This window comes from Haemophilus sp. SZY H56 (assembly GCF_054332415.1).
Window position 1 is genome coordinate 209278 of sequence record NZ_JBTGNX010000001.1, and the last position, 25032, is coordinate 234309.

General features: G+C 38.1%; 22 protein-coding genes and 1 tRNA gene. 11 read left to right on the forward strand and 12 right to left on the reverse strand.

The features are described from left to right. Positions 1-6 precede the first annotated feature (6 nt). From ACXVWP_RS01110 to ACXVWP_RS01140, 7 genes are read left to right on the forward strand one after another with little or no spacing between them, the layout of a single operon-like run. Positions 7-738, forward strand: a complete 732-nt coding sequence (locus ACXVWP_RS01110) for a DUF4376 domain-containing protein (protein ID WP_297567791.1) — start codon at positions 7-9, stop codon at positions 736-738. Further along, the gene (locus ACXVWP_RS01115) at positions 738-1016 is read left to right on the forward strand and encodes a DNA helicase UvrD (protein WP_297567793.1); all 279 of its coding nucleotides are present in this window, start codon (positions 738-740) and stop codon (positions 1014-1016) included. The genes ACXVWP_RS01110 and ACXVWP_RS01115 overlap by 1 nt, the downstream gene beginning before the upstream one ends. 24 nt (positions 1017-1040) lie before the next feature. Beyond that, positions 1041-2111 (forward strand): hypothetical protein, encoded by a 1071-nt coding sequence (locus ACXVWP_RS01120; RefSeq protein WP_297567794.1) that lies wholly within the window; start codon positions 1041-1043, stop codon positions 2109-2111. A gap of 11 nt (positions 2112-2122) precedes the next feature. After that, positions 2123-2479 (forward strand): hypothetical protein, encoded by a 357-nt coding sequence (locus tag ACXVWP_RS01125; protein ID WP_369866620.1) that lies wholly within the window; start codon positions 2123-2125, stop codon positions 2477-2479. Between the two features lie 2 nt (positions 2480-2481). Further along, a complete protein-coding gene (locus tag ACXVWP_RS01130; RefSeq protein ID WP_369866621.1) occupies positions 2482-3627 on the forward strand; it encodes a hypothetical protein in 1146 nt (381 codons plus the stop codon). A 12-nt stretch (positions 3628-3639) separates the two neighbouring features. Beyond that, positions 3640-4143 (forward strand): hypothetical protein, encoded by a 504-nt coding sequence (locus ACXVWP_RS01135; RefSeq protein WP_369866622.1) that lies wholly within the window; start codon positions 3640-3642, stop codon positions 4141-4143. Positions 4144-4145: 2 nt separating this feature from the next. Continuing rightward, positions 4146-4928, forward strand: a complete 783-nt coding sequence (locus ACXVWP_RS01140; RefSeq protein ID WP_369866623.1) for a hypothetical protein — start codon at positions 4146-4148, stop codon at positions 4926-4928. A 50-nt stretch (positions 4929-4978) separates the two neighbouring features. Here ACXVWP_RS01140 and ACXVWP_RS01145 read toward each other — a convergent pair whose 3' ends face one another. The 10 genes from ACXVWP_RS01145 to mukF form a co-directional block, all read right to left on the reverse strand. After that, complete coding sequence (locus tag ACXVWP_RS01145; protein WP_297567803.1) at positions 4979-5248, reverse strand: hypothetical protein; 270 nt, start codon at positions 5246-5248, stop codon at positions 4979-4981. A 13-nt stretch (positions 5249-5261) separates the two neighbouring features. Next, a complete protein-coding gene (locus ACXVWP_RS01150) occupies positions 5262-6248 on the reverse strand; it encodes a tyrosine-type recombinase/integrase (RefSeq protein ID WP_297567805.1) in 987 nt (328 codons plus the stop codon). 216 nt (positions 6249-6464) lie between these two features. Beyond that, positions 6465-6550, reverse strand: a tRNA-Leu gene (locus tag ACXVWP_RS01155). A gap of 195 nt (positions 6551-6745) precedes the next feature. Then, entirely contained in the window at positions 6746-7246 is a 501-nt protein-coding gene (ftnA, locus tag ACXVWP_RS01160) for a non-heme ferritin (protein ID WP_014065386.1), read from the reverse strand. A gap of 20 nt (positions 7247-7266) precedes the next feature. Then, complete coding sequence (ftnA, locus tag ACXVWP_RS01165) at positions 7267-7752, reverse strand: non-heme ferritin (RefSeq protein ID WP_049358051.1); 486 nt, start codon at positions 7750-7752, stop codon at positions 7267-7269. A 769-nt stretch (positions 7753-8521) separates the two neighbouring features. Continuing rightward, positions 8522-9943, reverse strand: a complete 1422-nt coding sequence (sbcB, locus tag ACXVWP_RS01170; protein WP_297567811.1) for an exodeoxyribonuclease I — start codon at positions 9941-9943, stop codon at positions 8522-8524. Between the two features lie 2 nt (positions 9944-9945). Then, positions 9946-10818, reverse strand: coding sequence for a DMT family transporter (locus ACXVWP_RS01175; protein WP_297567813.1), 873 nt, complete (start codon positions 10816-10818; stop codon positions 9946-9948). 68 nt (positions 10819-10886) lie between these two features. Then, positions 10887-15404 carry a chromosome partition protein MukB gene (gene mukB, locus ACXVWP_RS01180; RefSeq protein ID WP_297567815.1) on the reverse strand — a complete coding sequence of 1506 codons (4518 nt, stop codon included), beginning with the start codon at positions 15402-15404 and terminating at the stop codon, positions 10887-10889. Beyond that, positions 15404-16156: a chromosome partition protein MukE gene (gene mukE, locus ACXVWP_RS01185; RefSeq protein ID WP_049358047.1), complete on the reverse strand. Its 753-nt coding sequence runs from the start codon at positions 16154-16156 to the stop codon at positions 15404-15406. The genes mukB and mukE overlap by 1 nt, the downstream gene beginning before the upstream one ends. Positions 16157-16202: 46 nt before the next feature. Then, on the reverse strand, positions 16203-17537 hold the full coding sequence (gene mukF / locus ACXVWP_RS01190) for a chromosome partition protein MukF (protein WP_126471346.1): 1335 nt from the start codon (positions 17535-17537) through the stop codon (positions 16203-16205). A gap of 424 nt (positions 17538-17961) precedes the next feature. On the opposite strand from mukF, the gene ACXVWP_RS01195 reads away from it, so the two are divergent. The 3 genes from ACXVWP_RS01195 (at position 17962) to ACXVWP_RS01205 (ending at position 20830) form a co-directional block, all read left to right on the forward strand. Further along, the gene (locus ACXVWP_RS01195; protein WP_049358045.1) at positions 17962-18735 is read left to right on the forward strand and encodes an FNR family transcription factor; all 774 of its coding nucleotides are present in this window, start codon (positions 17962-17964) and stop codon (positions 18733-18735) included. Between the two features lie 137 nt (positions 18736-18872). Beyond that, positions 18873-19796 (forward strand): universal stress protein UspE, encoded by a 924-nt coding sequence (uspE, locus tag ACXVWP_RS01200; protein WP_289901773.1) that lies wholly within the window; start codon positions 18873-18875, stop codon positions 19794-19796. 200 nt (positions 19797-19996) lie between these two features. Next, positions 19997-20830 (forward strand): DUF4198 domain-containing protein, encoded by an 834-nt coding sequence (locus tag ACXVWP_RS01205; RefSeq protein WP_289901774.1) that lies wholly within the window; start codon positions 19997-19999, stop codon positions 20828-20830. A gap of 36 nt (positions 20831-20866) precedes the next feature. Here the strand turns inward: ACXVWP_RS01205 and ACXVWP_RS01210 are convergent, their stop codons facing one another. Both ACXVWP_RS01210 and topA read right to left on the reverse strand, forming a co-directional pair. Next, positions 20867-21427, reverse strand: a complete 561-nt coding sequence (locus tag ACXVWP_RS01210) for an LOG family protein (protein WP_289901775.1) — start codon at positions 21425-21427, stop codon at positions 20867-20869. 1 nt (position 21428) lies between these two features. Then, positions 21429-24035: a type I DNA topoisomerase gene (topA, locus tag ACXVWP_RS01215; protein ID WP_289901776.1), complete on the reverse strand. Its 2607-nt coding sequence runs from the start codon at positions 24033-24035 to the stop codon at positions 21429-21431. Positions 24036-24132: 97 nt separating this feature from the next. Between topA and ACXVWP_RS01220 the strand changes: the two genes are divergently transcribed. After that, positions 24133-25032, forward strand: a complete 900-nt coding sequence (locus ACXVWP_RS01220) for a LysR family transcriptional regulator (protein ID WP_289901777.1) — start codon at positions 24133-24135, stop codon at positions 25030-25032.

Sequence of the window (25032 nt, forward strand, 5' to 3'; positions counted from 1 at the left end):
ATAAATATGCTATACATAAACAAATTCAAACTATACGAGCCAAGCAACGCTATTGATGGAGTATTGTATTTAAAAAGCGAAGATGAGAAAGATTGGTATGAGATTCAATCACAATTTGCTAAAGACACATTAAAGGTTATGTTTGACGATAATGGATTAGTAATTTCATGCTCTCGTGATGTCTCGCTCTTATTCCCGGTTAATTGCGGAGTTTTGGAGGTTGAATCTGAAACAGATGATTTACTAGGATGTTATGTTGTTAATGGCAACATAATTAAGGAAGAAAAGCCTAGCGAATACCATAAATGGGATGGCAGTAAATGGGCAGTGCCGCAAGAGAAACAAAATGAGTTATTAAATGCTCAAAGGGCTGAAATTAGAGAGGCGATTAACAAAAAGCGTGATGATTGTGTAAATGGTGGTGTTTTTGTGCCTGAAATCAATAAATGGGTTGATACAGATGATAAAGGGCGCAGTACATTGGTTGAGATTAAGGCTGATTTTGACTTAAACGGCAAGGATAATACTTATACTTTAATTTGCGCTGATAACACTGCTCAAGTGATTCATTTTGAGGATTTTAAGGCAGTATGGAATGCCGTAAAAACACTCAAAGAGAAAATGTATGAAAATGCGTATATGCACAAACTGCTATTAGAGCAATCAGCTAGTCCGAAAGATTATAACTGGTCATCAGGCTGGTCAAAAACATATCAAGAGCATTTGGAGGGTAAATAATGGTTAATGAAGAGAAAGTAAAAAAATGGCTTTACCATGTCACTATTGCAATCGATCAGTTGTTTAACGCCATTATTGGTGGTGCAGCCGATGAAACGTTGTCAAGTCGTGCTTATCGTGGTGCAGTCTTAACAGAACATCCTCGCAAGCGATGGCGTGTAATCCATGTATTGATCAATGCGGTATTTTTTGACCGCAATCACTGTAAGGAATCCTATTTCAGTGAAGTTTACCGCCGACAATATACCGAAGATTTTAAACAAGATGCCGCTAAATAGCGGCTTTTCTTTTTGGGAGAATATATGTCAATTCTAGGTACTATGAGCGGCGCTTTAAATAAAAAGCAGCCACAAGCCCCAACAGTTTCGCAAACTCCAGAAAAGGACAATTCCGGCACAATGGCCGGCAATGTTGCAAACATCTTAAATAGCAATTCTTTGCTGATGAGAAGTGCGGCGGCAAAAGGTGAGCGAATCGCTGCTAATCGTGGGTTGCAAAATTCAACACTTGGTGCAGAGGCGGCGCAAAGAGCTATGCTTGATGCTGCAATTCCAATCGCATCGCAAGACACTCAACATCAATTCGCTGCATCACAAGCTAATTTAGATAGAGGGCATCAAAAGGATTTAGCTAAACTCCAAGCTGACTTGAGTTACAGTAATCAAAGTCGCTTAAATCAAGAGCAAAACAAATTTACTGCATCGCAAGCGGGTTTAGATCGTGAGCATCAACGTGGATTAGCTCAGTTACAAGCGGATTTGAGTTATAAAAATCAAAGTCGCTTAAATGACACACAAAACAGATTTGCAGCATCGCAAGCTGGACTTGATCGAGAGCATCAAACTGGTTTGACGAAATTGCAAGCTGATTTAAATTACAGCAATCAAAGCCGTTTAAATCAGGCTCAAAATAAATTTGCGGCATCTCAAGCGGATCTTGATCGTGGTCATCAACGTACTTTAGCTCAATTACAATCAGACTTGAATTACAACAATCAAAGTCGATTGAATCAAGCTCAAAATCAATTTACCGCATCACAAACAGCATTAGACAGAAGTCATCAACGTGATTTAGCCAACTTAAATCATGCGAATGAAATGAAAAATCTAAATGCTCAAGTATCAGCGAACACTATCGGCAAATCGATTGATTTTACAATGCAGATCACGAATAACTTTGATGCGCAAATTGCTGCCGTGTTGAATAACACTGCAATGAAAGCCGAAGATAAACAAAAGGCTATTACAGAGTTGAAAGCCAGCCGAGATTCAGAGCTTAATTTTATGTCAAAATTCATGCAAGGAATCCCGACAACGAAACAAAATTGGGCATCGTTCCCTAATCTTGGTGTACCAACAATCGGAATTAAATAAGGAGGCTAATTATGTCATTTTGGGATAGTGCTTGGAGTGCAGTTAGTGATGCAGCATCTTGGCTTGGTGATGCGGCAAGTTCTACCGCAAATTGGATGAGCAACAACAAAGAGGCAACAAACCTAATTGGTTCAACCTTGCTTGGTGTTGGTAGTTATTTAGCTCAAAAAGAGGCTAATAAGGACTTAATGAAACAACAACGAGAGCTATTGAATATGCAAGATCAATTAAAATCTCAGTATTCAGCAGTGCCGGATGTTGATATTTCTTACAAAACTTTAACCGTTGATAATTCTCCAGGCTTGGCAAACGGTGGAATTTTAACGGAAATGCAAAGTAAATTAGAACGTAAAAATAAAGGCGTTTAATTATGGCTCGATCAGAATCTAAATCAATTAGCGATAGTTTTGGCGAAAGCATGGAGCGAGCCGGCTATGAGCGTGCTAATGATAGCCGAGGCGGTTGGCAAGAGCATGAGAGCAGCGATAACTACGAAAGCACGACAGACAGAATGAATCGTCATCTTGATTCGTATGGTAAAAATAACGGATATACCAACAACTTCAACAATACCTTTAGAAATGGTGGTTTTAGTGGTGGTAATCGTTTAAGCAGCGAAAGTGGTTTTGGTGGGCAAAGTGCTATTAGTAAAAGCGTTAATTCTCACTATCAAAGCAACGCTAATAAATCATTGAGCCAATACAATAATCCAGTTGTTGATCAGAAAAATCTTACAGGTGGATTGTTTGGTAAAGGTGGCGTGCAAGCGCCGTATTCGCCAAGACAAGATTGGGAGAATGTAAACTTTTTTACTTCTCAAGATCGCTTGAGAGATATAGCTCAACATAATACCAAGGCAAGTTTAGATACTGAGGCTAAAGGGAATATTGTTGGGAATCATTTTAGCACTATGGCTGGTTCGTTTATTGAGACAGCATCACTTCCAACCGCTATCGCAAGTGGATTAGGTCAGCTGGCTTTATCTAAAGCGGGGTCTATCGCTGATAAAGTGACTAATCAAGGTTCGCCGTCTTTTGATAAACTTACGCCGTCACAAAAAGCCGCTTATGCGGTTGAATCTCAGAAAGTTAGAGATGCTTATCAAGAAGATATGAGCAGTCCTGGCTCTAAGTTTATAGGAGGGTTGCCAACCGCAGCGGGGATTCTTGGTGGCGTTGTAACTGGCGGTCTTGGCGGTTCATTTTTTGGAGCTGCTGGAAACGCAATAGCGAATAGTCAGAGACACAAATCAGCAATGGAATACGCTGGAAATAAATTAAACTCCAACGTGATCAATAGTGAGCTAGAGGAAGAAGCTGAAAAATCTAAACAAGGTTGGAAAGATTGGGCGGCTATGCGAGCAATGGCGGGGAATAGCGAGCCAATAGAAAGCCAAGGCGTTTTAGACAGAATGCAAAAACAACTTGGCGCTAATAATGGCACTAAATCAAGCGACAATATGGTTTACAAAATTCCTCAACTTGTAAACCTTTGGAACAATATTTCAATCAAATAAAAGGATTAAAAGATGGGTATTTTAGATTCAATGGCTCAAAGTCAGTCTGGTGGTATGATGCAAAATCAAGAGCAACAAGGTGGCAAAGCTCAAATGTATAAAATGCTAATGGAAAATTCCGTTAATGCTATCGCTAACGTTGCACAAGAGCGAATTGAGCAAAAAGGTGTTGAAAAGGGTGTTGCGGATTTAGTGGCAACGGCAATGATTACAAACATTCAAGCCGCTCAACAAAATGGCAAAACAATCCCGCCTCAAGTGATGATGCAAGTTGCAAAAGATTTAGCAATGCAATTATTGCAACAAATTGGCGTTCCTGAAGAACAAATTGATGACATCCTTATCGACATTTTAATGGATGCGTTAGATCAATTTGGCGAGGCGACAAACGGCATTTTACCGCCTGAAGAAGAACAGCAATATGTTGATATGATTGGCAAGGCATCAGAGCTTGAAAATCAACGCCAATCACAAATGCAAGGCAATAAACCTCAATCAATGCAACAAGGGGCATAATTATGGGATTAGGTGGCATTTTAGCTGCGATGGCTCAAGGACTTGGCACTGGTGTTGTTAAAAATGTAGAGCAAGCCTGGAAAAATGAGGGAACTGATAAATTATTAGATTGGAAAGGAAAAGAATCTGATAAACAGCGAACCTTTGAAAGTGATCAGCTTGATAAAAAGCATCAGCAAGATATTGAGTTAGAGAACATTAAACTCAGCAATAATATTTCTGAGGCAACCGCTATTGCTCGAATTAAAGCTAGATACGCTAGAGCAAGTGGCGGCAGTGGCGATGGAATGAAAGAGGCTCAAAAAAATCTAACTGGTGCAGTGCAAGTGTTAGGTGTTTATGATGCTCAATTAGGTGCGTTGAAAGAGAAACTATCCTCAACAGAAGATCCCACTCAAAGAGATATAATTACTAAACAGATTGATCATCTTTCAAATGAGAGATCTAATTATCTGAAAAGCCCTAGCGTTATATCTGCATTCAAAGGTGGCGAGCAAATGGGACGTGCGCTTTATGTCACCAGTGGCGGCGATATGGATTTATACGATCCTAAACCAAAAGAGGTTGCGAAAGAAGTTAAAGCAACAGTATCTTCCGTTGCAGCGCCAGCAAGAAATATGGTTGATGTAAACAGCATTTCACCACAACAAGCCGCTCAAATTGCAAGAGAAAAACGAGAAGAAGTTGCTCGTCAGAATTTTGCAAGAGCATCAGAAGAGGCAAAAGAATGGGCGGCAAGACAAGGGCAATACAAAACAACCATGTTTACGCCAAGAACATTCTAAACATAAAAAAGAGCGGTTAATTTGACCGCTCTTTAATCTTTCTTTAAATTTTAATCATCGGTTAGAGTAGTGAATTGCCAATCTTTTTCGAGGCATGATTTTACCCGATTAAATTCGTCAGTGCCTTTTTCGTCAGCGCATCCCTCAACAAAATCATCAAAATCTTCACCGTTTACTAAAGCAATCTGATTATTAGCATTGTAAGTCACTTCAGTTGCAAAGTATAAACTCCCTTGCCCGCTCCATTGTTTTGCTAATTCATCTGATTTATAAACCTTTCTAGGGTTTCCGTCATGGGAACAGAAATATAGAGTTGTCATAAATTTTCCTTTATTAATCTAATAATCCAGCAATATCTTTCATATTAGGCGCATAGTAAACGTTTTGCAAGATTCTGATGTCTTTGTGGCCTGAGATTTTAGCTAAAGTCATTACATCAACTTTTTTCGCTAATCTAGTTAGCGCCTCTCTTCGGGTATCATGAAAATGCAAATGCTCGCACATCGCCATTTTTTTTAATTTTCTAAATGTTGCATCAAGTGACTTTGATTCAATTTGAAAGCACGTTCCAGTATTGCCAACTTCTTCTTTTAACCTTTCTAAAATTGCGATAGCCTTTTTCGATAAAGGTACTCTTCGAGAAGATCCGTTTTTAGTTATCGGTAAATATGCAGTTCTATCCTCAAAATCAACATTATCCCAAGTTAGCCCGCAAATTTCACCGGCTCGCATTGCCGTTTCGATGGCAAATAGCATCGCTGCACCAGTTCTTGCTCTAACCGTCTTTAATGTATCGTGATAGCTGCTAACATATAGCAACCGTTCTATTTCTTCATCAGAATATCGTTGCGTTCTTGGTGGACTTCCTTTTGGTAAGACAAGCCCAGCGGTAGGGTTTCTTTCAATATAATCCCAACGCTCAACCGCAACGGTAAAAATATGCTTGATAGTGGATAGTTCTCGCCTAATACTTTCACCGCTAACCGATTTTTCCCTTTCGGCAATCCATAATTCAAAATCTTTCCTTGTAACATCACCTATATATTTACTGCAAATAGGGTGTTGCATAAACCTATTAAGTCTTAAAGTTTCGTGCCGCACGCCTCGTTTAGTTGGTGTAATTTCTTTTAAATAGCGCTCAACAACATCCGATAGTAGCGTTTCAGGTTGCAATCCTTTCTTTTGTAGGTCTAATTTTCTCTCTTCTTCCAAAGCCCATTGCGTTGCCTCTCCTTTGGTGTTGAAAGATTTAGATCTGCGCCCGCCATTGTCATAAACTTGCGCACGCCATTTATTGCCACGCTTATGTATAGTAGCCATATTTTTACCCTTATATTTTAGCTGGTGCAGTTCCTTAAAAAGTGGTGCAGTTTTGGTGCAGTCAGCAGATAAAAATATATAAAATCAGATAAAAAATAGCAATACTGGCGAAAAAATAAACTTGAAAACTACGGCTAAATAGCTTGTAAGTGATTGATTTTAAATGTAGAAAATTGGGAAAGAAAAATCCCCGCTAAAATAGCGGGGATCTGTTAATGGTGCCTAGGGTCGGAGTCGAACCGACACGGTTATTCACCGGCGGATTTTGAATCCGCTGCGTCTACCAATTTCGCCACCCAGGCATTTGGGTTGTTTTGAATTATACGTTTATCTGACTTCGTTGCAAGTAAAATTTCATTAAAAACGTGTGGTTGTTTTAAATTTCATCAACTTGTATTCAAAGATAAAAAGGAAGTTTAAAAATAATTTGATACATTGTCACAATTTATGAGTAAAATAAAAGCTTAGTATTTCTACTAAGCTTTATGATTATCTAATTAAGCGGTTTGACCAGCAAGGTTACCTAAATCTTTATCAATTAAGAATAAGCCTTTGCCATCTTCGCCAAGAAGATTTAATTTGTCTAAAATACCGCTGAATAATTTCTCTTCTTCGTGTTGTTCTGCAACATACCATTGTAAGAAATTGAATGCAGAGTAGTCTTTTTCTTCAAAAGTTTTACCCACTAATTCATTGATTTTACTTGTGATCAATTTTTCGTGTTTATAAGTTAATTCAATGATTTCTTTTAATGATTTGTACTCATGCGCAGGTGCTTCAATTGCAGTGATTACCGCTAAAGCACCAGTTTCATTCAAATACGTGAATAATTTACGCATGTGTTGCATTTCTTCTGCAGCGTGTTCTGATAAGAATTTAGCTGCACCTTCAAAACCATTTTGTTCGCACCATGCACTCATTTGTAAGTAAAGATTTGAAGAGTAGAACTCAAGGTTCATTTGATCATTTAATAATTTGATTACGTTTGCTGATAACATTTTGTATTCTCCTTCTAAAATTATAATGTTGCTAAATCACGATCGATAAAGTAAAGCGAACGACCGTCTTCACCCAACAAGTTAAATTTATCAATAATGCTATTGAATAATTTTTCTTCTTCGTGTTGTTCTGCAACGTACCATTGTAAGAAGTTAAAAGTAGAATAGTCTTTGTTTGCAAAAGTCACTTCAACTAATTCATTAATTTTAGAAGTAACGAGTTTTTCATGTTCAAGTGTGGTTTCAAATACTTCTTTAAGTGATTTATAGTCATTTTTAGGTGCATCAATTTTACCTAAAAGTGGCATACCACTAGTTTCATTTACGTATTGGAATAATTTTTGCATATGCTCTAATTCTTCATCAGCATGACGAAGTAAAAATGCTGCAGCACCTTCGTAACCGTGTTTACTACACCAAGAACTCATTTGTAAATAAACATTAGAAGAGTAGAACTCTAAATTGATCTGCTCATTTAACTTATCTGCGATTGCTTTATTAAGCATAACCAACTCCTTTCCTTATTAAGTAGAGATTAAAAATAAAAACAAGACTGCTTAACTTGTCATCGGTGTGCATTCTAATTCCACAAATGAGAATAATCAAGCATTTTTTTTAAAATTATTTTTATAAGCCACTAATAATAAAAGAAAAATCAACGTTAATTATTCTCATTTATGTAAAATGTATAAAATAAATTCTCATTATCAGATCAAAAATGATGAAATCTGCAGAATTGATGTACGCAATTGTATTCAGAATTCACGTAGCGTTATCTCAAAATTTCATTCTAATTTAATTATTCCATCACAAAGACATCCATTTATTTCTTTTATATCCATAACCGCAAATCACCTTATTTTGACCAGAGCATGAAAGTAGGATAGTTATCTATTTTGATTTGTAACATATTTACATGTTCGATTTAACATAATATACATTATGCGAAATTAGTTATCAGGTTAGCGGAAACTACGGGTTAAATAAATCACAGGGTTATACACAAGGTGCGAATATCACTCAAACGATGCAAAATCTAGCTTCACAATACCTTGCAATAAGATTAAATAATGATTTATACACTCTAAAATTGTTATGTAAGGAAAAAATAAAGAAGTTTATATATATCAAATAATGACAACGCTACGTGAATTCTGCGTTATTTTATGAGGTGAATATCATCAGATTTGAAAAAGAAAAACGTAAATCTTAGGGAATAAGATTTACGTTTTTGATGAATAGTATTCGTGTGACTATGTCACGATATGTATAAGATTAAGATAACAGTTTTGCTCCGTATTCATAAATCTGTTGCAGTAAATTTAGCTTAATTGGATTATCCGAATATTCCTCTACTAACCGTTGTAAACTTTCTTCAAATTTAACCGCACTTTGTTCTAATTTACGTTGGCGGTATTTTTGCCATTTGATTTGCTCTGCACGATTTAGAGTTTTATAAAAATGTCTTGAGCGATAATGGAACAACAATTCAGGAATCCGTTTATCTTCAAATGCTAAACCATGCTCAGCTAATTTTTCAGGTGGTAAATCACGTAAAATAGCCATATTGTTTTTATCGGCATTACTAAAGAAACCGTTATAAAGTTCAGTTTCTACATTATCACTTGGCTCAAATTCGCGCTCTTCTGAGAAGATTTCAATAACTTTCTCTCGTATATCTAAGGATTGACGCAATTTTGCTAAATTATCTAAGCATTGTTGTCTGTCTATCCCTAAACGAGTTGCATTTTCTGGCAGTAACGTTTTTGCAGGAGCCAAAATTGGGCATTTATTAATATGAACCAATTTCAATGGAACTGATGAAACTCCCCTTTCTTCTAGCTCGCTTTTCTTGGTATATAAATCTTGTCGCAAATCAACCGCACTTTTACTGAGTAAATTATCAATATCACCTGATAAATCACAGACGATTACGGCATTTTGATTAGTTGGATGCCATGCTAATGGTGCTACCCAAGCACAATTGCCGCGATAATTCCCTAGCATGCCCGAAACATGCACTAATGGTGTCATTTCCGCGGTATCGATCAGTTTCTCAATTTCCTTTTTACCTCTATGCTCAAAGAAGAATTGAAATAATTTAGGCTGCTTTTCTTTGATTAATTTAGCCATGGCAATAGTTGCATACACATCCGCCATCGCATCATGGGCATTTTCATGCTCAATACCATTTGCTTTGGTTAGCTTTTCTAAGCGAAAGCTTGGCATACCATCATCGTCATAAGCCCAATTTATCCCTTCTGGACGCAAAGCATAACAGGCTCGTACCAAATCCAGTAAATCCCAACGAGAATTGCCATTTTTCCAGCTATACTCGTAGGGATCAATGAAATTACGATAAAAGGTATAGCGAGTCATTTCATCGTCATAGCGAATGTTGTTGTAACCCATCACACAAGTATTAGGTTGTGAAAACTCATCTAGAATTTTTGCGGCAAATTCAGGTTCAGGAATCCCCTTCTCATTACATTCTTGTGGCGTGATACCTGTGACCATTACAGCTTCCGGAGCTGGCAAATAATCATTGGTTTGCTTGCAATACAACATAATAGGCTCACCAATGATATTGAAATCTGCATCGGTACGAATACCGGCAAATTGAGCTGGACGATCACTTGCCGGATTGATACCAAAACTTTCGTAATCGTAGATAAAAAAACTAAAATTGTTTGCCATAATTAAGCCAAAATTTTATCTAAATAATATAAACAGAAAATTGCTGAAAGGCTGACAAAAACACCAAACCAGTTGATTTTACTGATTTTTTCTTTAAAGAAAAATGCGCCGGTGATGGTGCCTAAACAAATAACACCAATATTCATTCCCGCAAAAACTAAGGTTGGGTTTTGTCCGAAGCTTTGGTGCGCTTTAATGTAAAACAGGATGTTGAAGAAATTCAATACGCCTAAAATGATTCCACCAATAAAGCTTGGCACTGTCCACTGAGTGCGTTTTAGGAATAAATACAGGAACATGACACAAGCGGCTAATGAGAAAGCGATGAATAATGTGGTTGGGAATGCTCCCCCGCTTTTGGCCACTTGTTTGAATAAGATATCAATGGTTCCATAGCCAAACCAAACACCGATTAAGCCTAAAATACCTTTAAATGTGACCGCACTTTGTTCATTCGATTTGTTCAAAATACAGAATAAACCGATGAATGCTAAAATAATGCCAACAATTTTAGGCTGACTTAATGTTTCATGGAAAATAATAAAAGAGGCAACAATCGGTAGAAATAACGATAAGCGTTGTGCGGCATCTGAACGAACGATGCCTGCAAATTCAACCGCTTTAGACATAATAATAAATACAGTCGGCAATAAAATACCTAACGCCAGGAAAATAGGTGTGCTATCACTTTGTGCTAGATATTCGGTAAATTCTAATCCTTTGAAATCAGGCTTGAGTAAGAAATAGCTTAATGAAATGGCGACAATATAGTTGAACGCTATTGCTTGTTCAATAATGATGTTTTTCTTGCGGGCAACTTTGAGTAATACCGATACGGCAACACTACATAGAATGGCTAAAATAAGGTTGTGCATAATTTGTCCTAAACTTTCATAAAAATAACAATGAAAAAAGCGGTCAATTGCTTTGACCGCTTTAAAAACTACTCTGTTGCGCCAAAGCCACGCAAACCCACCACATGAACTTGCTCTTGGTTGCCGGCGATTTTACGCACGAGTTTATAGGTTGTCCCTTTTTCAGGGCTGATATTCTCTGGCGCTGCGATAAGTAATTGCATATCCAAACGTTTGCAAAGTTCGAACAAGGTGGAAATAGATTTACCATCTAAACGCGCCGCTTCATCTAAGAAGAGTAAACGACATGGTACGATGTCTTTACCGCGAATACGTCGGCTTTCCTCTTCCCAGCTTTGTACAACCATTAATAGGATTGACATACCCGTACCAATTGCTTCACCAGTCGATAATGCGCCACTTTCAGCACGTAACCAACCATCTGCACCACGGAATACTTCAACTTCTAACTCAAGGTAATTACGGTAATCCAATAATTCTTCACCGATAGTTTGTGCTGTGCGTTGCCCCATATCAATATGCGGGTTAATGCGTTGATAAAGTTTCGCAATGGCTTCAGAGAAAGTAATACGATTATCGCTGAATAAATCTTGATATTCTTCCTGTTTACCTGACAGCGCATCAAGCAACATCGCATGTGTATCGCGAATATTGACCACTAAACGTACCGATTTCACCTGACCGAAAGCAATATTTTGTAGGCCTTGGTTCAACATGCGAATACGGTTTTGTTCACGTTGAATGGTTTTACGCATAATATTCGCCACACTTTCAGAACTGATCGCCAATTTTTTCTCACGGCCAGTCAATTCTTCTGTTAAGCGATTAAGCTCAATTTCCATTTGCTCAATTGCATCAATCGGATCATCTGTTTTAATAATATCCTGACGAATACGTTCACGAAGATGTTGATAGACAGCAATAAAGAAGCGGACTTTATTTTCTGGTTTACGGCTATCTTCAGAAATACGCAATGCATCGCGTAGATACTCATTATCTGCCACCGCAGTACGTAACGCACCTAAGGCTTTATCCGACATTGAACGTAACTCATCAGCAGATAAATAAGCTAACTCACGACGATTGAGTCGTTTTTCCACATCGGAATTACGAGATAATCGGAGAACCACGCACCAGCTGGCTTTCGCTGCCACAACTAATTCACGTTGAGTTTTATAATCACGTTCCGCTTTGCGAATACGTTTATTTAAGTTCTCCGCTTCGCTTTCAATAAGTGTTAATTGTTTTTCAACATAAGAACGACGTTGACGACTGGTTGAAAGTTGTTGATACAACTCATCACGGCGATTTCTCGCACGTTCCTCTGCCCCTTCATCAACTCGCACACCCAATTCACCAATCTCAGCAATTAATTCTTTTAACAATTGATTTTTACTATCATAAGAACTTTGCAAGTGGATAAATACTTGATTGTATTGTGCAAATTGGCTTTGTTTTTGACGTAATTGTTCACGTTGAGTATCACGTTGTGACTGCAATTGTTCCAAACGTTGACGAAGTTGCTCATTAAGCTCTGACGTTTCTGCTTGACCTGCATCTTCATAGCTGAAGTGATTTTTACGTTGTACTACATCCGCTAAAGCAAATACACGTTGTTGTACTTGTTTTTGACGTTCAACCGCTTGAGTTAAATCAGCTTTTAAGCGTTCATAGTTTTCTGGATCACTTTGTAAGGTATTGGCAATCGGTTCTAATTGTGACAACGCAACGCCATGTTGACGAATAAAGCTTTCATCTTGCTCTGCGATGTCTAATTGTTCGCGGCACTCTTCAATGCGATCAAGTAATTCTTCATCAGCGAGCAAGTTAAGCTGTGGCATTAACTTATTCAACAATTGCATTTTTTCTTTGGCATTATCCAATTTAATGCGAATTTGTTGTTCGGTGCTTGAGAATTGATTGAGCTCGCGATCAATTTCATTGCGTTCTTGATTGATTTCCGCCATCACCTCTTCTGGGTTTGGTTGGAACGCAAGGGCTAGATGTAAGCCAACAAACTGACTAAAGTGTTCGTGTAAACGTTGACATTTTTGTACGTCAAAGGCGATTTGTGCGTATTCTTCCGCAATTTCATCACGTTTAGCTTGTAATTCTTCTAAATGTTTTTCACGTGCTGCACGGCCGAATAATGGAATTTGCGGGAATTTTGAATAGCGCAATTCACGATCAGAAACTTGCACCACAACGCCCATTTCAAGCTCTTGAGCTGAAAGAACACTGTCATCAAAGGCATTTGGGTCACCTTCGATTAAATATAAATCGTCTGGACAGTCTTCTAAATTAGCTAATTGTTCGCGTACCGTGTTGAGATCATGAACGACAATAGCATGACGTGCAGGACCATAAAGTGCCGAGAAATAAGGTGCATCTTCAATTGGTACATCATCATATAATTCAGAAAGCAACACACCGCCAAAACGTTCTGCAAGCACATTCAAGCGAGCATCTTCTGAACCATCTGGCTGGCTTAAACGAGAAATTTGCTCATCTAATTGTTGACGTTGCTTCTCTAAATTGTCACGTTGAATAGTCAGCTCACGTTCTTTCACCAATTGTGATTGCATAAAATGCATCACATCTTGGCTATGCTCGAAGGTTTCCCCACTTTGCTCTTGTAAGCGTTCTAAAGCGGCTTGAGCAGTTAACCAAGCCGGTGCTTTACGAGCATTTTCTTCGTAAAGTGCGGTCAAACTTTCACGTTTTTGACGTAAGGTTGAACGGTGTTCTACTTGCTCAGCAAGTTCTTCATTCAAACTTTCAATGAGTTCTTCTTGTTCAGCGTGGTATGCTTCGAGTTCATCAGCGGTTTCTAAAGATAAATCAGCTCGTTGGTTAAAATCAGCCAATAATTTAGCCGCACTTTGTTGTTGAGCATAGCGCTGCTCTAACTCATGTAATTTCGCGCGTAATTGCGGGGTTTGTTGGGCTTGAATTTTTTGTGTTGGATATTCACGCAATAATTCTTTAGCGCTTTCCCAAGCACTTGAACGCGGCATATCACCAGCAATTTTGCACACCAACTGATAGGCTTTATCAAATTGTGATTTAGCCGCTTCAGAAATTGACATTTTATGTTCTAACTCAAGCACTTGCTCGGTAAGGCTTTCAGCATGAGCAGCAAATTCCGCTTGATAATCTTCCGCATTTTTCACGCTTAAATCTGCTAAACCACATAAGGTTTTCGCTTTTTCAAGTGCGGCAATCGCTTGTTGATATTGCAATGCACGGGTTTGTTGTGCATCTAATGCTTGTTGATAATCCGCAAGTTGCGCACGTACTTGGTCAATTTCAAGTTCCGTTTGCTCAAATTGTGCTTGGCTTTCTTCAAGCTGTTCGGTTGCGGTTTCCACAACCATTTTTTGTTCTTCTAATTTTTCTGTAAGCTCAGCCACATCTTCTTGATAGCGCGATACTTTTTCTTGATGACGTAACGCATTTAATACCAAGTTCAAGTGGTCTGCCGCACTTTGGTGATCGACTTCTAAAGTACGTTCATTTTCTGCCAATTCTGCAGCTTCACGGCTTAAGTCAATTAAGCGATGTTGTGATAACGCTTGCTCAGCTTTTGCTTTATACCAATCATGACGGAAACCTAGAGCCGCTTCGATATTACCGCGGCGTTCATTGGCATTACGCATATAATCTGATGCCACATAATTAGTGGTTTCAGTGATTAAATGTTTGAATAAATCACGGTCAGATTGGGTAACTTTAATTGCTTCAAGGGTCATACGGTTTTCACGTAATGCACTTTCCATATCTTGGAAGGCTTTACGCACACCAAGGTTTTCCGGTAATAAGTAATCACGTAAAGAACGGGTAATAGCGCTGGAAATACCACCGTATAAAGAAGCTTCGATTAATTTATAGAATTTGCTACGGTCTGAGGCACTACGTAAGCGTTTTGGAATAATACCCAAATCAAACATCATGCCGTGATAATCGGTGATGGAATGATATTGCTTGAATTGCGCACCAAGATTTTCAATTTTGTCTTTTAATTCATTTAAATTAAGTACGCGCGCTTGACGTTCACCGACTGTTTCGGTGAAAAGTGCGGTCGGATTTAAGGATAATTCTACACCTTGAATCGAGAACGTTTTTAAATCCACTTTCTTATCACGACCGGCGATTTGTTGCAGACGCACACCCACGAGAATTCGTTGGTGACGAGAGTTGATGGTATCTAATACTGCGTAACAAACGCCTGGACGTAATTTACCGTGTAACCCTTTATCACGCGATCCGCCTGTCGAGCCAGCTTCTGTGGTATTTCGAAAATGTAATAAGGTTAAGTCTGGAATTAATGCTGTGACAAAACCTGCCATGGTTGTGGATTTACCAGCACCGTTACCACCGGAAAGTGTGGTCACCAATTCATCCAAATCAAAGGTGCGGGCAAAGAAACCATTCCAGTTAATTAAGGTTAATGAACGAAATTTACCTCGTTCTACTCCACTATGTTGGTTTAATACAGGAGCAATAAATTCTTCTTCAACCTGTTCAGTTGATTGCTCAGGTTCGTCTTGATAGATTTCGTTTTCAAGTTCTAATACATCAGACATTATTCTTGTTCTCCTGCATCATCAAATTCTTCATCAATTTCGACCGCACTTTCTTCATCATCAAGCTCATCAGCATGACTTGCCGCTTTTGCTTGTTTTTCCAATTCGAGGGATTGCGGTGTTGCTGCTTCCCCATCACGAATTAAGCGAGCTTGTGCTTCTAACGGGTCATCACCAGAACGGACTTCAGCCCCAAAACGGAAAACTGATTCTGAAATCGTAAATTTACCGCTATGCTGTTCACCTACGGTATGAATCATGCCTAAACGGCGTAAACGACCGATCGCCGCGCGTACTTTTTCAGATAATTTTTGCTTATCTAAATCCGAACCACTAGAGCGTTGATTGACGGCTTTCAATAATTTGCCCTCGTCTGCTAAATTCAGTAATTCATCATAGACTTCTTGTGTACTGAAGATACCTTGCTGTGCCAAACGTTCTGGGCTTAAATACAAATAGCAAAGCACCTTCCCTACTAACATTTCTAATTCGGAAAGCACTGAACGGGCAATTAATGTCGTCGCTTTTGGACGTAAATAGAAAAAGCCTTCCGGTGCACGAATTAATTCCACGTTGTAACGGCGATAAAAGCCATCCAACTCATTTTGGAAATCCATCAAAAAAGCATGATTATCTAATTGATCAGTGCTGATATGGCGACCTGAACGCAATAAGCTGTCCACTGTCGGGAAAATAGGATTAGCAATGGCATTTGCCAATTTCGGGGAAATTACATCTTGAATATCTGTCATGGTTAATTTCTCATTTTATGAATTCGTTTTTGGGTAAGCCACGAAATTAATATTTATCAATCACATGCGCTTGCACTTCTGCGCCGTAATCGTTAATTTCCTGCCATTGCGGATAAATACCGGCTAAATCATCATTTGCCATACCTAAACGCACAGCTTGATCCACTATAATACGAGCCACATCAAAATGACGAGAAAGTGGATAAGCTTCTAATTGTTCTTTTAAGACTAAACTTAAATCAATTGGACGATTATTTTCACGGTATTGAATTAATAAGCCTTGCATATGTTCGACGATTTGATCATGTAAATCAGCCAAAGATTCATATTGCAACTCTTCAGGTAATTCACCTAATGCATCATCTTCACGTAATACCATTTCTTCATCACGCAGATCGACCAAACGTTCCGCTTGAGCTGTCCATAAGAACCAAGGATGATCGAAATAACTGTGAATAGAGTTACGTAAGCGTTGTGAAAATACGCGGTTTTTATCCATATCAATGGCGGTACGGATAAATTTATGCACGTGACGGTCATAACCAATCCATAAATCGATGGCTTGTTGTCCCCAGCTAATAATGCGGTCGAGCTTAGATTGTAAATCGGTGATTAATTGTTCAATAAAATAAAGCTCATCATGGCCAATCACACAATCTTGAATACGTAATAATTGAGCCTGTAATTTATCACCTGCTGCATTTAAGGTGTCTTGTAACTCACGTAAATTGCCTGAGGTTTCATCCAATAAACGTTCACAGCTAGAAATGGCTGCCTGCCAATCTTTGGTAAGTAAATTTGCAATTTCTTCTTTAATGCTTTGTTGATTTTCATCCATCACACGTTGTGATAAATCAATGCTATCGAAAATCTCTGCTACAGAATATTTTAATGGTGCAAATACATTACGACGCCAAAAATGCTCATTTTCCCCTTTTGCAGTCCCTTCCTCTGCTGCATCGGATGCACGCTGAATTTCATCTGCCACAATAGAGAGCTGTACAGAAAGACGCAATGCAGAAAATTCACGCTGACGAATATAATAATCTGATACGCCAACACCTAGTGGCGTTAGACGATAAATGGAAAGCCCTTCAGTAAATTCGCTACTGAAACGGTTAACAAAACGCTGTTTTACCAATTCATTAATAGCATTATTGGCTCGGGTAGCAATTGCGTCTGTTGATTGGTCAAAAGCATTGACGGTATGGCGGAAAATATCCACTAAATCTGCTTCTAGCATTTCACCGTCTAAACGTTCGTTGTTGTAGATGGCAATAGCCAATAAAAATACTAAGCGCTCTGTCGGCAGATTTAACGAAAATTTCCGCTCTTTCGCCCATGAGACGAGTTCAGGAATGGTTTGTGAGGTTTCGATCATTCGGTTAAAAAGCTTGAAATTGAACAAAAAATTTCTGAGATTATACAGGATTTTTTATCGATCTTAAAAATCTTCTTATAGATCGACCGCACTTTTTATGTATAGATATTATGTACAATTCATTAAGAATTCTACTCTTTATACAGTGAGGTATGATTATTCAAAAAGAAAAACAGTTTAAATCGTTCTTTGATTTATTCGCTTAAAAACATTAAAACTTGTCACATTTATCACAATACATATCGCCACACAAATGCACTAACTAAAATAATTAGCGTAATCACAATTTGTATTAAACGTTTTTTGGTTAATTTTTCTGCTGCCATACCTATTTACTCTTAGATAACTTCTTTAATTGACTATTTAGTGGTAGAATAATTGAGTTAGATCAATTTTACACTATATTTATCGATTTGAGGAACTAATGAAAACTTTTGTTTCAGAAACCAAATCAGGGCGCAGAGTTCAATCCGGCGGTTGTGCGATTCATTGCCAAGATTGCAGTATTAGTCAGCTTTGTATTCCTTTCACTTTAAATGAGCACGAGCTTGATCAGCTTGATAATATCATCGAGCGTAAAAAACCGATTCAAAAATCACAAGTTCTTTTTAAAGCGGGCGATACACTTAATTCTATTTATGCCATTCGTTCCGGCACGATCAAAACCTACACTATTAGTGAAACCGGTGAAGAACAAATAACGTCTTTTCATTTGCCTGGTGATTTAGTGGGCTTTGATGCCATCACCAATATGCGCCATCCAAGTTTTGCTCAAGCGTTGGAAACTGCTATGGTATGTGAGATTCCATTTGATATTTTAGATGATTTATCTGGGAAAATGCCTAAGCTTCGCCAGCAAATTATGCGTTTAATGAGCAGTGAAATCAAAAGTGATCAAGAAATGATTTTATTACTTTCTAAAATGAATGCGGAAGAACGTTTAGCGGCCTTTATTCACAATCTATCAAAACGTTACTCCGCTCGCGGTTTCTCTGCTAAAGAATTCCGTTTAACCATGACCCGTAGTGATATCGGTAACTATCTCGGTTTAACTGTTGAAACCATCAGCCGTTTACTTGGACGTTTCCAAAAACTCGGTGTCCTCTCTGTTCAAGGTAAATACATTACTATTAATGATATTAATGCATTGATTGATTTAACCGGTGTACATAAAACCAAAATCCAATTAGCAGAATAAATTAAAAGCGTGAGTTTTCACGCTTTTTAAACATTTGAAACAAAAAAACTTGCACGAGATCACTTTTTTGATAATCGGTTCTTGTCATCGTTTAAAATCTTTTCTATCCTATTGATATCTCATCTCTTGGAGGTTTTATGAAATTTAATAATATTCTTGTTGTTCTTAATCCTGATAATGAAAAACAATACGCACTTGCTCGAGCTGTTCGTTTGGCGAAAGAGCAGCAAAGTGAAAAAAAAGTGAAAATTACTGCGCTATTAAGTGTCTATGATTTATCTTATGAGATGTCTGCTCTTCTTTCTTCGGAAGAACGAAGTGAAATGCATAAAACTGCCATTGAGCAACAACGTCAAGCTGTACAATTTTATTTAGATAAATATGCTGATCCTGAAATTGAATTTGAATCTCATATTGTATGGAACAGTAATGAAGCCGATGCAATAAATGAAGAAGTTGAAAAAAATCAATATGACCTTGTTGTGAAATACACTAAGGATGAAGAAAGTTTTACCTCATTGATTTTCACACCGGTAGATTGGCAATTGTTACGTAAATGTCCAATCCCAGTATTGATGGTACGTGATGGTGATTGGAAACACCAACGCCGTATTTTAGTTGCGGTTAATGTGTCGGGTGAACAAGAATATCAAGATGAATTTAACCAAGAGTTAGTTTCAACAGGGATGAGTTTAGCAGAGAACTTAAACCGTGGTAACGTACATTTAGTGGCAGCCTACCCTGTTGCGCCAATTAATATGGCGATTGATTTACCTGAATTTAATACTTCAGGTTATGAAAATGGTATTCGTGGTCAACACCTTATCAATATGAAAGCCTTACGTCAAAAATTTGGTATTGATGAGGATCATACCCATGTACGCGAAGGTTTCCCTGAAGAAGTAATCCCTGAAGTGGCGAAAGAAATTGAAGCTGAATTAGTGATTCTAGGCACTGTGGGAAGAACAGGTTTATCGGCAGCGTTACTAGGTAATACAGCTGAACATGTGATTAGTAAATTAAGCTGCAATTTATTAGCCATTAAACCGTCTAAAAAATAAGCCTATTTAGCTTTTTATTTAAAACAAGTGCGGTCAGAAAAACAATCGTTTTATTGACAGCACTTTTTTGTTAAAAAAATGTGAAGTTCCTCACAAAATCAACTTTTTCTATTCGTCTCATCATTTCTTTTTCGTTATACTCGTCCGCCCTATCGAAGACTTTCTATAAATTGATTTATTGATTAAAAAAAGGAAAGACAATGAAAAAAACATTAATTGCTGCACTACTTGGCTTCTCTGCGCTCGCGCAAGCCCATGAAGTTTGGGTTGCAACCCCAGCACAACTGACTTCTAATAGCGTTTTAAAAGCTGATTTAGCTTATGGTGACTACCCTTACGTTGAAAAAATTCCTGAAAAACGTCTCGCCATTTTCCCACCGATGGAACTCATCAATCAAGATGGTGAAATGCAAACATTAGTACAAAAAGGTGAAAACTACCAATATCAATCAGAAAAACCGTTAAAAGATGGTTCATATTGGGTAACAGCGACTTATAAACCAACTTTCTGGTCACAAAATAATGAAGGTTGGAAAATGGATAACTTACAAGGCACACCAAATGCATTCTATTGCGAACAAACTCAAATGTTTGGTAAAGCCTTTACTGTAGTGGGCAAAAAACCATTAAATGCAGATATGGCAATGACACGCCTCGGTTTACCACTTGAAATCGTGCCACTTAAAGATCCGAAAACAATTAAAGCGGGTGAAGCTTTCCCTGTTCAGATTTTCTATAAAGACCAACCACTTGCAGGCGAAACGATTATCGCAACCTCTGATACATTTGTTGTAAAAGATATGGAAGCGGCAACATCTCACCGTGAGCCACAAGCCTTTTCTGGTAAAACAGACAAAGAAGGTAAAGTTAACTTTATTCCATTAATTGAAGGTGTTTGGAAACTTAAAGTGATTCATAAAGAACCATTTGAAGATCAAAAAGTTTGTCAACAATCAGCAAATTATGCGACGTTAATTCTCCCTGTTGGTAAAGCTAGAGCTAAACTCCCACCAAAACCAGAACATCATCATTAATCATAAAAAAGTGCGGTCAAATTTAACCGCACTTTTTTAATATGTTCTTAACGCTGGAGGTTGGTAATGTTCAATAAAGGTTTCGATTTCTTGAAGATTATTCGAGAATAAAATCTTCTCAAAATCACCTTGAGTAAAGAAGCCTTCTTTCACCATATGGCTAAAAAAGGACTTTAGTGAATCAAAATACCCCTTTTCATTAAACAGAATACAAGGATTATTATTTTTTCCAATTCGCGCCCAAGAAATCACTTCAGCAATCTCTTCTAAAGTGCCAGGTCCACCAGGCAAAGCAATATAAGCATCGCCAAGCTCAATCATTTTATTTTTTCGCTCAGACATGCTTTCAACAATTACGGTCTTAGTTAAATTAGGATGTGAAACTTCTCTGTCTTGTAAAAATTGAGGGATAATGCCAATTACTTTACCTTGATGAGCAAGTACAGTATCTGCAACTACGCCCATTAATCCCAATTTTCCGCCACCATAAACTAAAGTATGTTGAACATCAGCAATCCATTTTCCTAATTTTTTTGCGACAGACTGATAGGCTGAATCATTACCTAAACTTGCTCCGCAATAAACCGTGATATTCATCCTACTTTTTCCGTTCTACCCACTTTCCATCAATATAATCCACAATCCATTTTGTGGCTTTGCCATTCTTTTCAGATGTCACATATTGATGTTTTTCTTTACGGCTAAAGCGGATAATGGCTTCATTACCCTCAGGGTCTTTTTGTGGCGCATCGGCTAAATAACGTAATTTTTCTGGTAAACGATCACGATAAAGCGCTAATTCCGCCACTTTTGCTGGTCGAGTTTCACGTGATTTCGGGAAGTTATGTGCTGACATAAACACGCCACTTGCACCATCACGTAATACAAAATACGCATCAGATTTTTCACATTTCAATTCAGGGAAATGAACCGGTTCTTCTTTTGGCGGTGCAACTTCGCCATTTTTCAAAATCTTACGGGTATTATCACAGCTGGTACAGCCCATATATTTACCAAAACGACCGAGTTTTAAGTGCATATCTGAACCACACTTATCACATTCTACAATCGGACCATCATAGCCTTTAATTTTGAATTGGCCTTGTTCAACCAAATAACCATCACAATTCGGATTGTTACCACAAATATGCAATTTACGATGTGGGTCGATGATATAGCTATCCATCGCCGTACCACATTTTGGGCAACGTTTACGATCCATTAAGGCTTTGGTTTCAGAGGCCTCATCCAATACATTGAGTAATTCTGCTTCTGGAATGAGATTAATCGTTGTTTTACAACGCTCTTTTGGTGGTAATGCATAACCAGAACAACCAAGGAAGACACCAGTACTTGCTGTGCGAATCGCCATTTTGCGGCCACAAGTTGGGCAATCAATATCGGTGAGCACAAGGCTATTCGGCTTCATTCCACCTTCTAGCTCATCTAATTCAGCCGTAGAAAGTTGGGTAGAAAAATCTTTGAAGAATTGATTTAACTCAGCTTTCCAATTTTTTTCACCGGATGCAATTTGGTCTAGTACATTTTCCATGTTTGCAGTGAAATCGTAACTCATCAAATCAGTAAAAGATTGATTTAAGCGATCAGTAACGATTTCGCCCATTTTCTCTGCATAGAAACGGCGATTTTCAATGCGCACATAACCACGTTCTTGAATAGTCGAAATAATTGCCGCATAAGTCGAAGGACGACCAATACCACGTTTCTCCAATTCTTTCACCAATGCTGCTTCAGTAAAACGAGCGGGTGGTTTGGTAAAGTGTTGGCTTGGCGAAACCGTTTTTAGTGCTAATGTTTCGTTTAAACTCACAGTCGGTAAAATTTGGTCTTCTGGATTTTTACCTAATTGTGGCAAGACTTTTGTCCAACCATCAAAGCGTAAAATACGGCCTTTGGCTTTCAATTCATAATCGCCAGCCATTACAGTGACGGTTGTACTGTCATATTGTGCAGCCGGCATTTGACAAGCCACAAATTGACGCCAGATTAAATCATACAAGCGTACTGCATCTTTATCTATGCCACTTAAATGATCTGCGAGCATTTTCACATCAGAAGGACGAATGGCTTCGTGTGCTTCTTGTGCGTTTTCTTTACTCGAATAGAAATTCGGTTTAGCGGGCAAATAATCTTTGCCAAAATGGCTTTCGATATAAGCACGTGCCATATTTAATGCATCTTGGCTCAAGTTGGTAGAGTCAGTACGCATATAAGTGATATAACCAGCTTCATATAAACGTTGTGCCAACATCATGGTTTTCTTTACTCCAAAACCTAAACGCGTGCTTGCAGTTTGTTGTAAGGTTGAAGTAATAAATGGTGCTCTTGGTTTAGAACCTGTTGGTTTTGTTTCTAAATCTGTGACAACGTAGTGTGATTTATTTAAAAAATCGACCGCACTTTGAGCTTCTTTTTCATTTTTCGGCTCAAATTTCTTGCCTTTATATTGCACCACATCCAAACGCAAGCCTTCTTTCTTAGTCGTTTGGGTTAGCGCTTCAATTTCCCAAAACTCTTCCGGTTGGAATGCTTTGATTTCACGCTCACGTTCTACCACCAATTTTACGGCAACAGATTGTACTCGTCCTGCAGATAACCCACGTGCCACTTTCTTCCATAATAATGGTGACACCATAAAGCCTACTACGCGGTCTAAGAAACGACGGGTTTGCTGAGCATTAACCTGGTCCATATTAATGTGAGCAGGATGCTGGAACGCTTTTTCAATCGCTTTTTTAGTAATCTCATTAAATACAACGCGACTAAAACGACTATCATCGCCACCGATCACTTCACGTAAATGCCATGCGATAGCCTCTCCTTCTCTATCCAAGTCGGTTGCGAGATAAATATGATCGGATTTTTTAGCAAGGGATTTTAATTCGGCGACCACTTTTTCTTTGCCAGGTAGAATTTGGTAATTAGCTTTCCAATCGTGATAAGGATCAATCCCCATACGTTTAACTAAAGCGGAACGCTCTTTCTCTGCTTTAATTTTTGCTTTTTCTTCTGTACTTAATCCTTTTGTCGAAACTGGCTTAGCCTTTTCGCCAGTACTACTTCCTGATGTCGGCAAATCACAAATATGCCCTACGCTGGATTTCACCACATACTGGCTACCTAAATATTTATTGATGGTTTTCGCTTTGGCTGGCGACTCCACAATCACTAAAGATTTGCTCATTTGCTTACCTAAAATATAACTAGAATTCTCTAAAATAGCCGATATACTGCAAACTTACGCCGATAAAATCAAGCTTTTTTTCAAAAAGGATTTATAAATGGATAAACTCAATGCAATTTCGGTTTTCTGCAAAGTGATCGAAACGCAAAGTTTTACACAAGCCGCAAACCAACAGAATATTTCTGTGGCAATGGCGAGTAAATTAGTTTCACAATTAGAAGAACATTTAAAAACACGATTATTACAACGTACAACACGAAAAATTATGCCAACTGAAGCCGGTATGCTTTATTACCAACGTTGCCAAGCCATTCTATTAGATTTAAGTGAGGCAGACTCTAGCATCAGTAATATGGCAACGAGCTTACAAGGTAATTTATTAATCTCTATGCCACGTGATTTTGGCTTACTTTATATTTCACCTAACTTGCCTAAATTTATTGAGCTTCATCCCAATTTACACGTAGAAATTGAATTTGAAGACAAGCGTGTTGATCTCGTTGCGGAAGGCTATGACTTAGCATTACGTATCGGTTATATGCAAGACAGCTCACTTGTTGCGCGTAAAATTAGTAGCTCCCTTATGCATTTTGTTGCTTCTCCAAGTTATTTAGAAGCGCGAGGCACACCGCTTACACCTGACGATTTAGAATATCACCAAGGTTTACTTTATAAATCATCGTTAAATCAAGTGCATTGGCAATCAACAAAAGCCAATCAAATTCAACGTTATAAAATTCAATCTAAAGTGGTTTCTAATAATGGTATGGCGTTGTTAGAAATGACAAAAGCGGGTTTAGGCATCAGTAATGCACCGAATTTCTTTGTAAAAGATGCGCTTGCTTCAGGTGAATTAGTTGAAATTTTGTCTGAATATAAACAAAAACCTTTAGATATTTATGTGCTTTACCCAAATCGTCGTCATTTACCGGCTAAAGTTCGCGCATTTATTGAATTTCTCGCAAGCCTCGGTTTGTGTGAGAACAGTCAAATATAA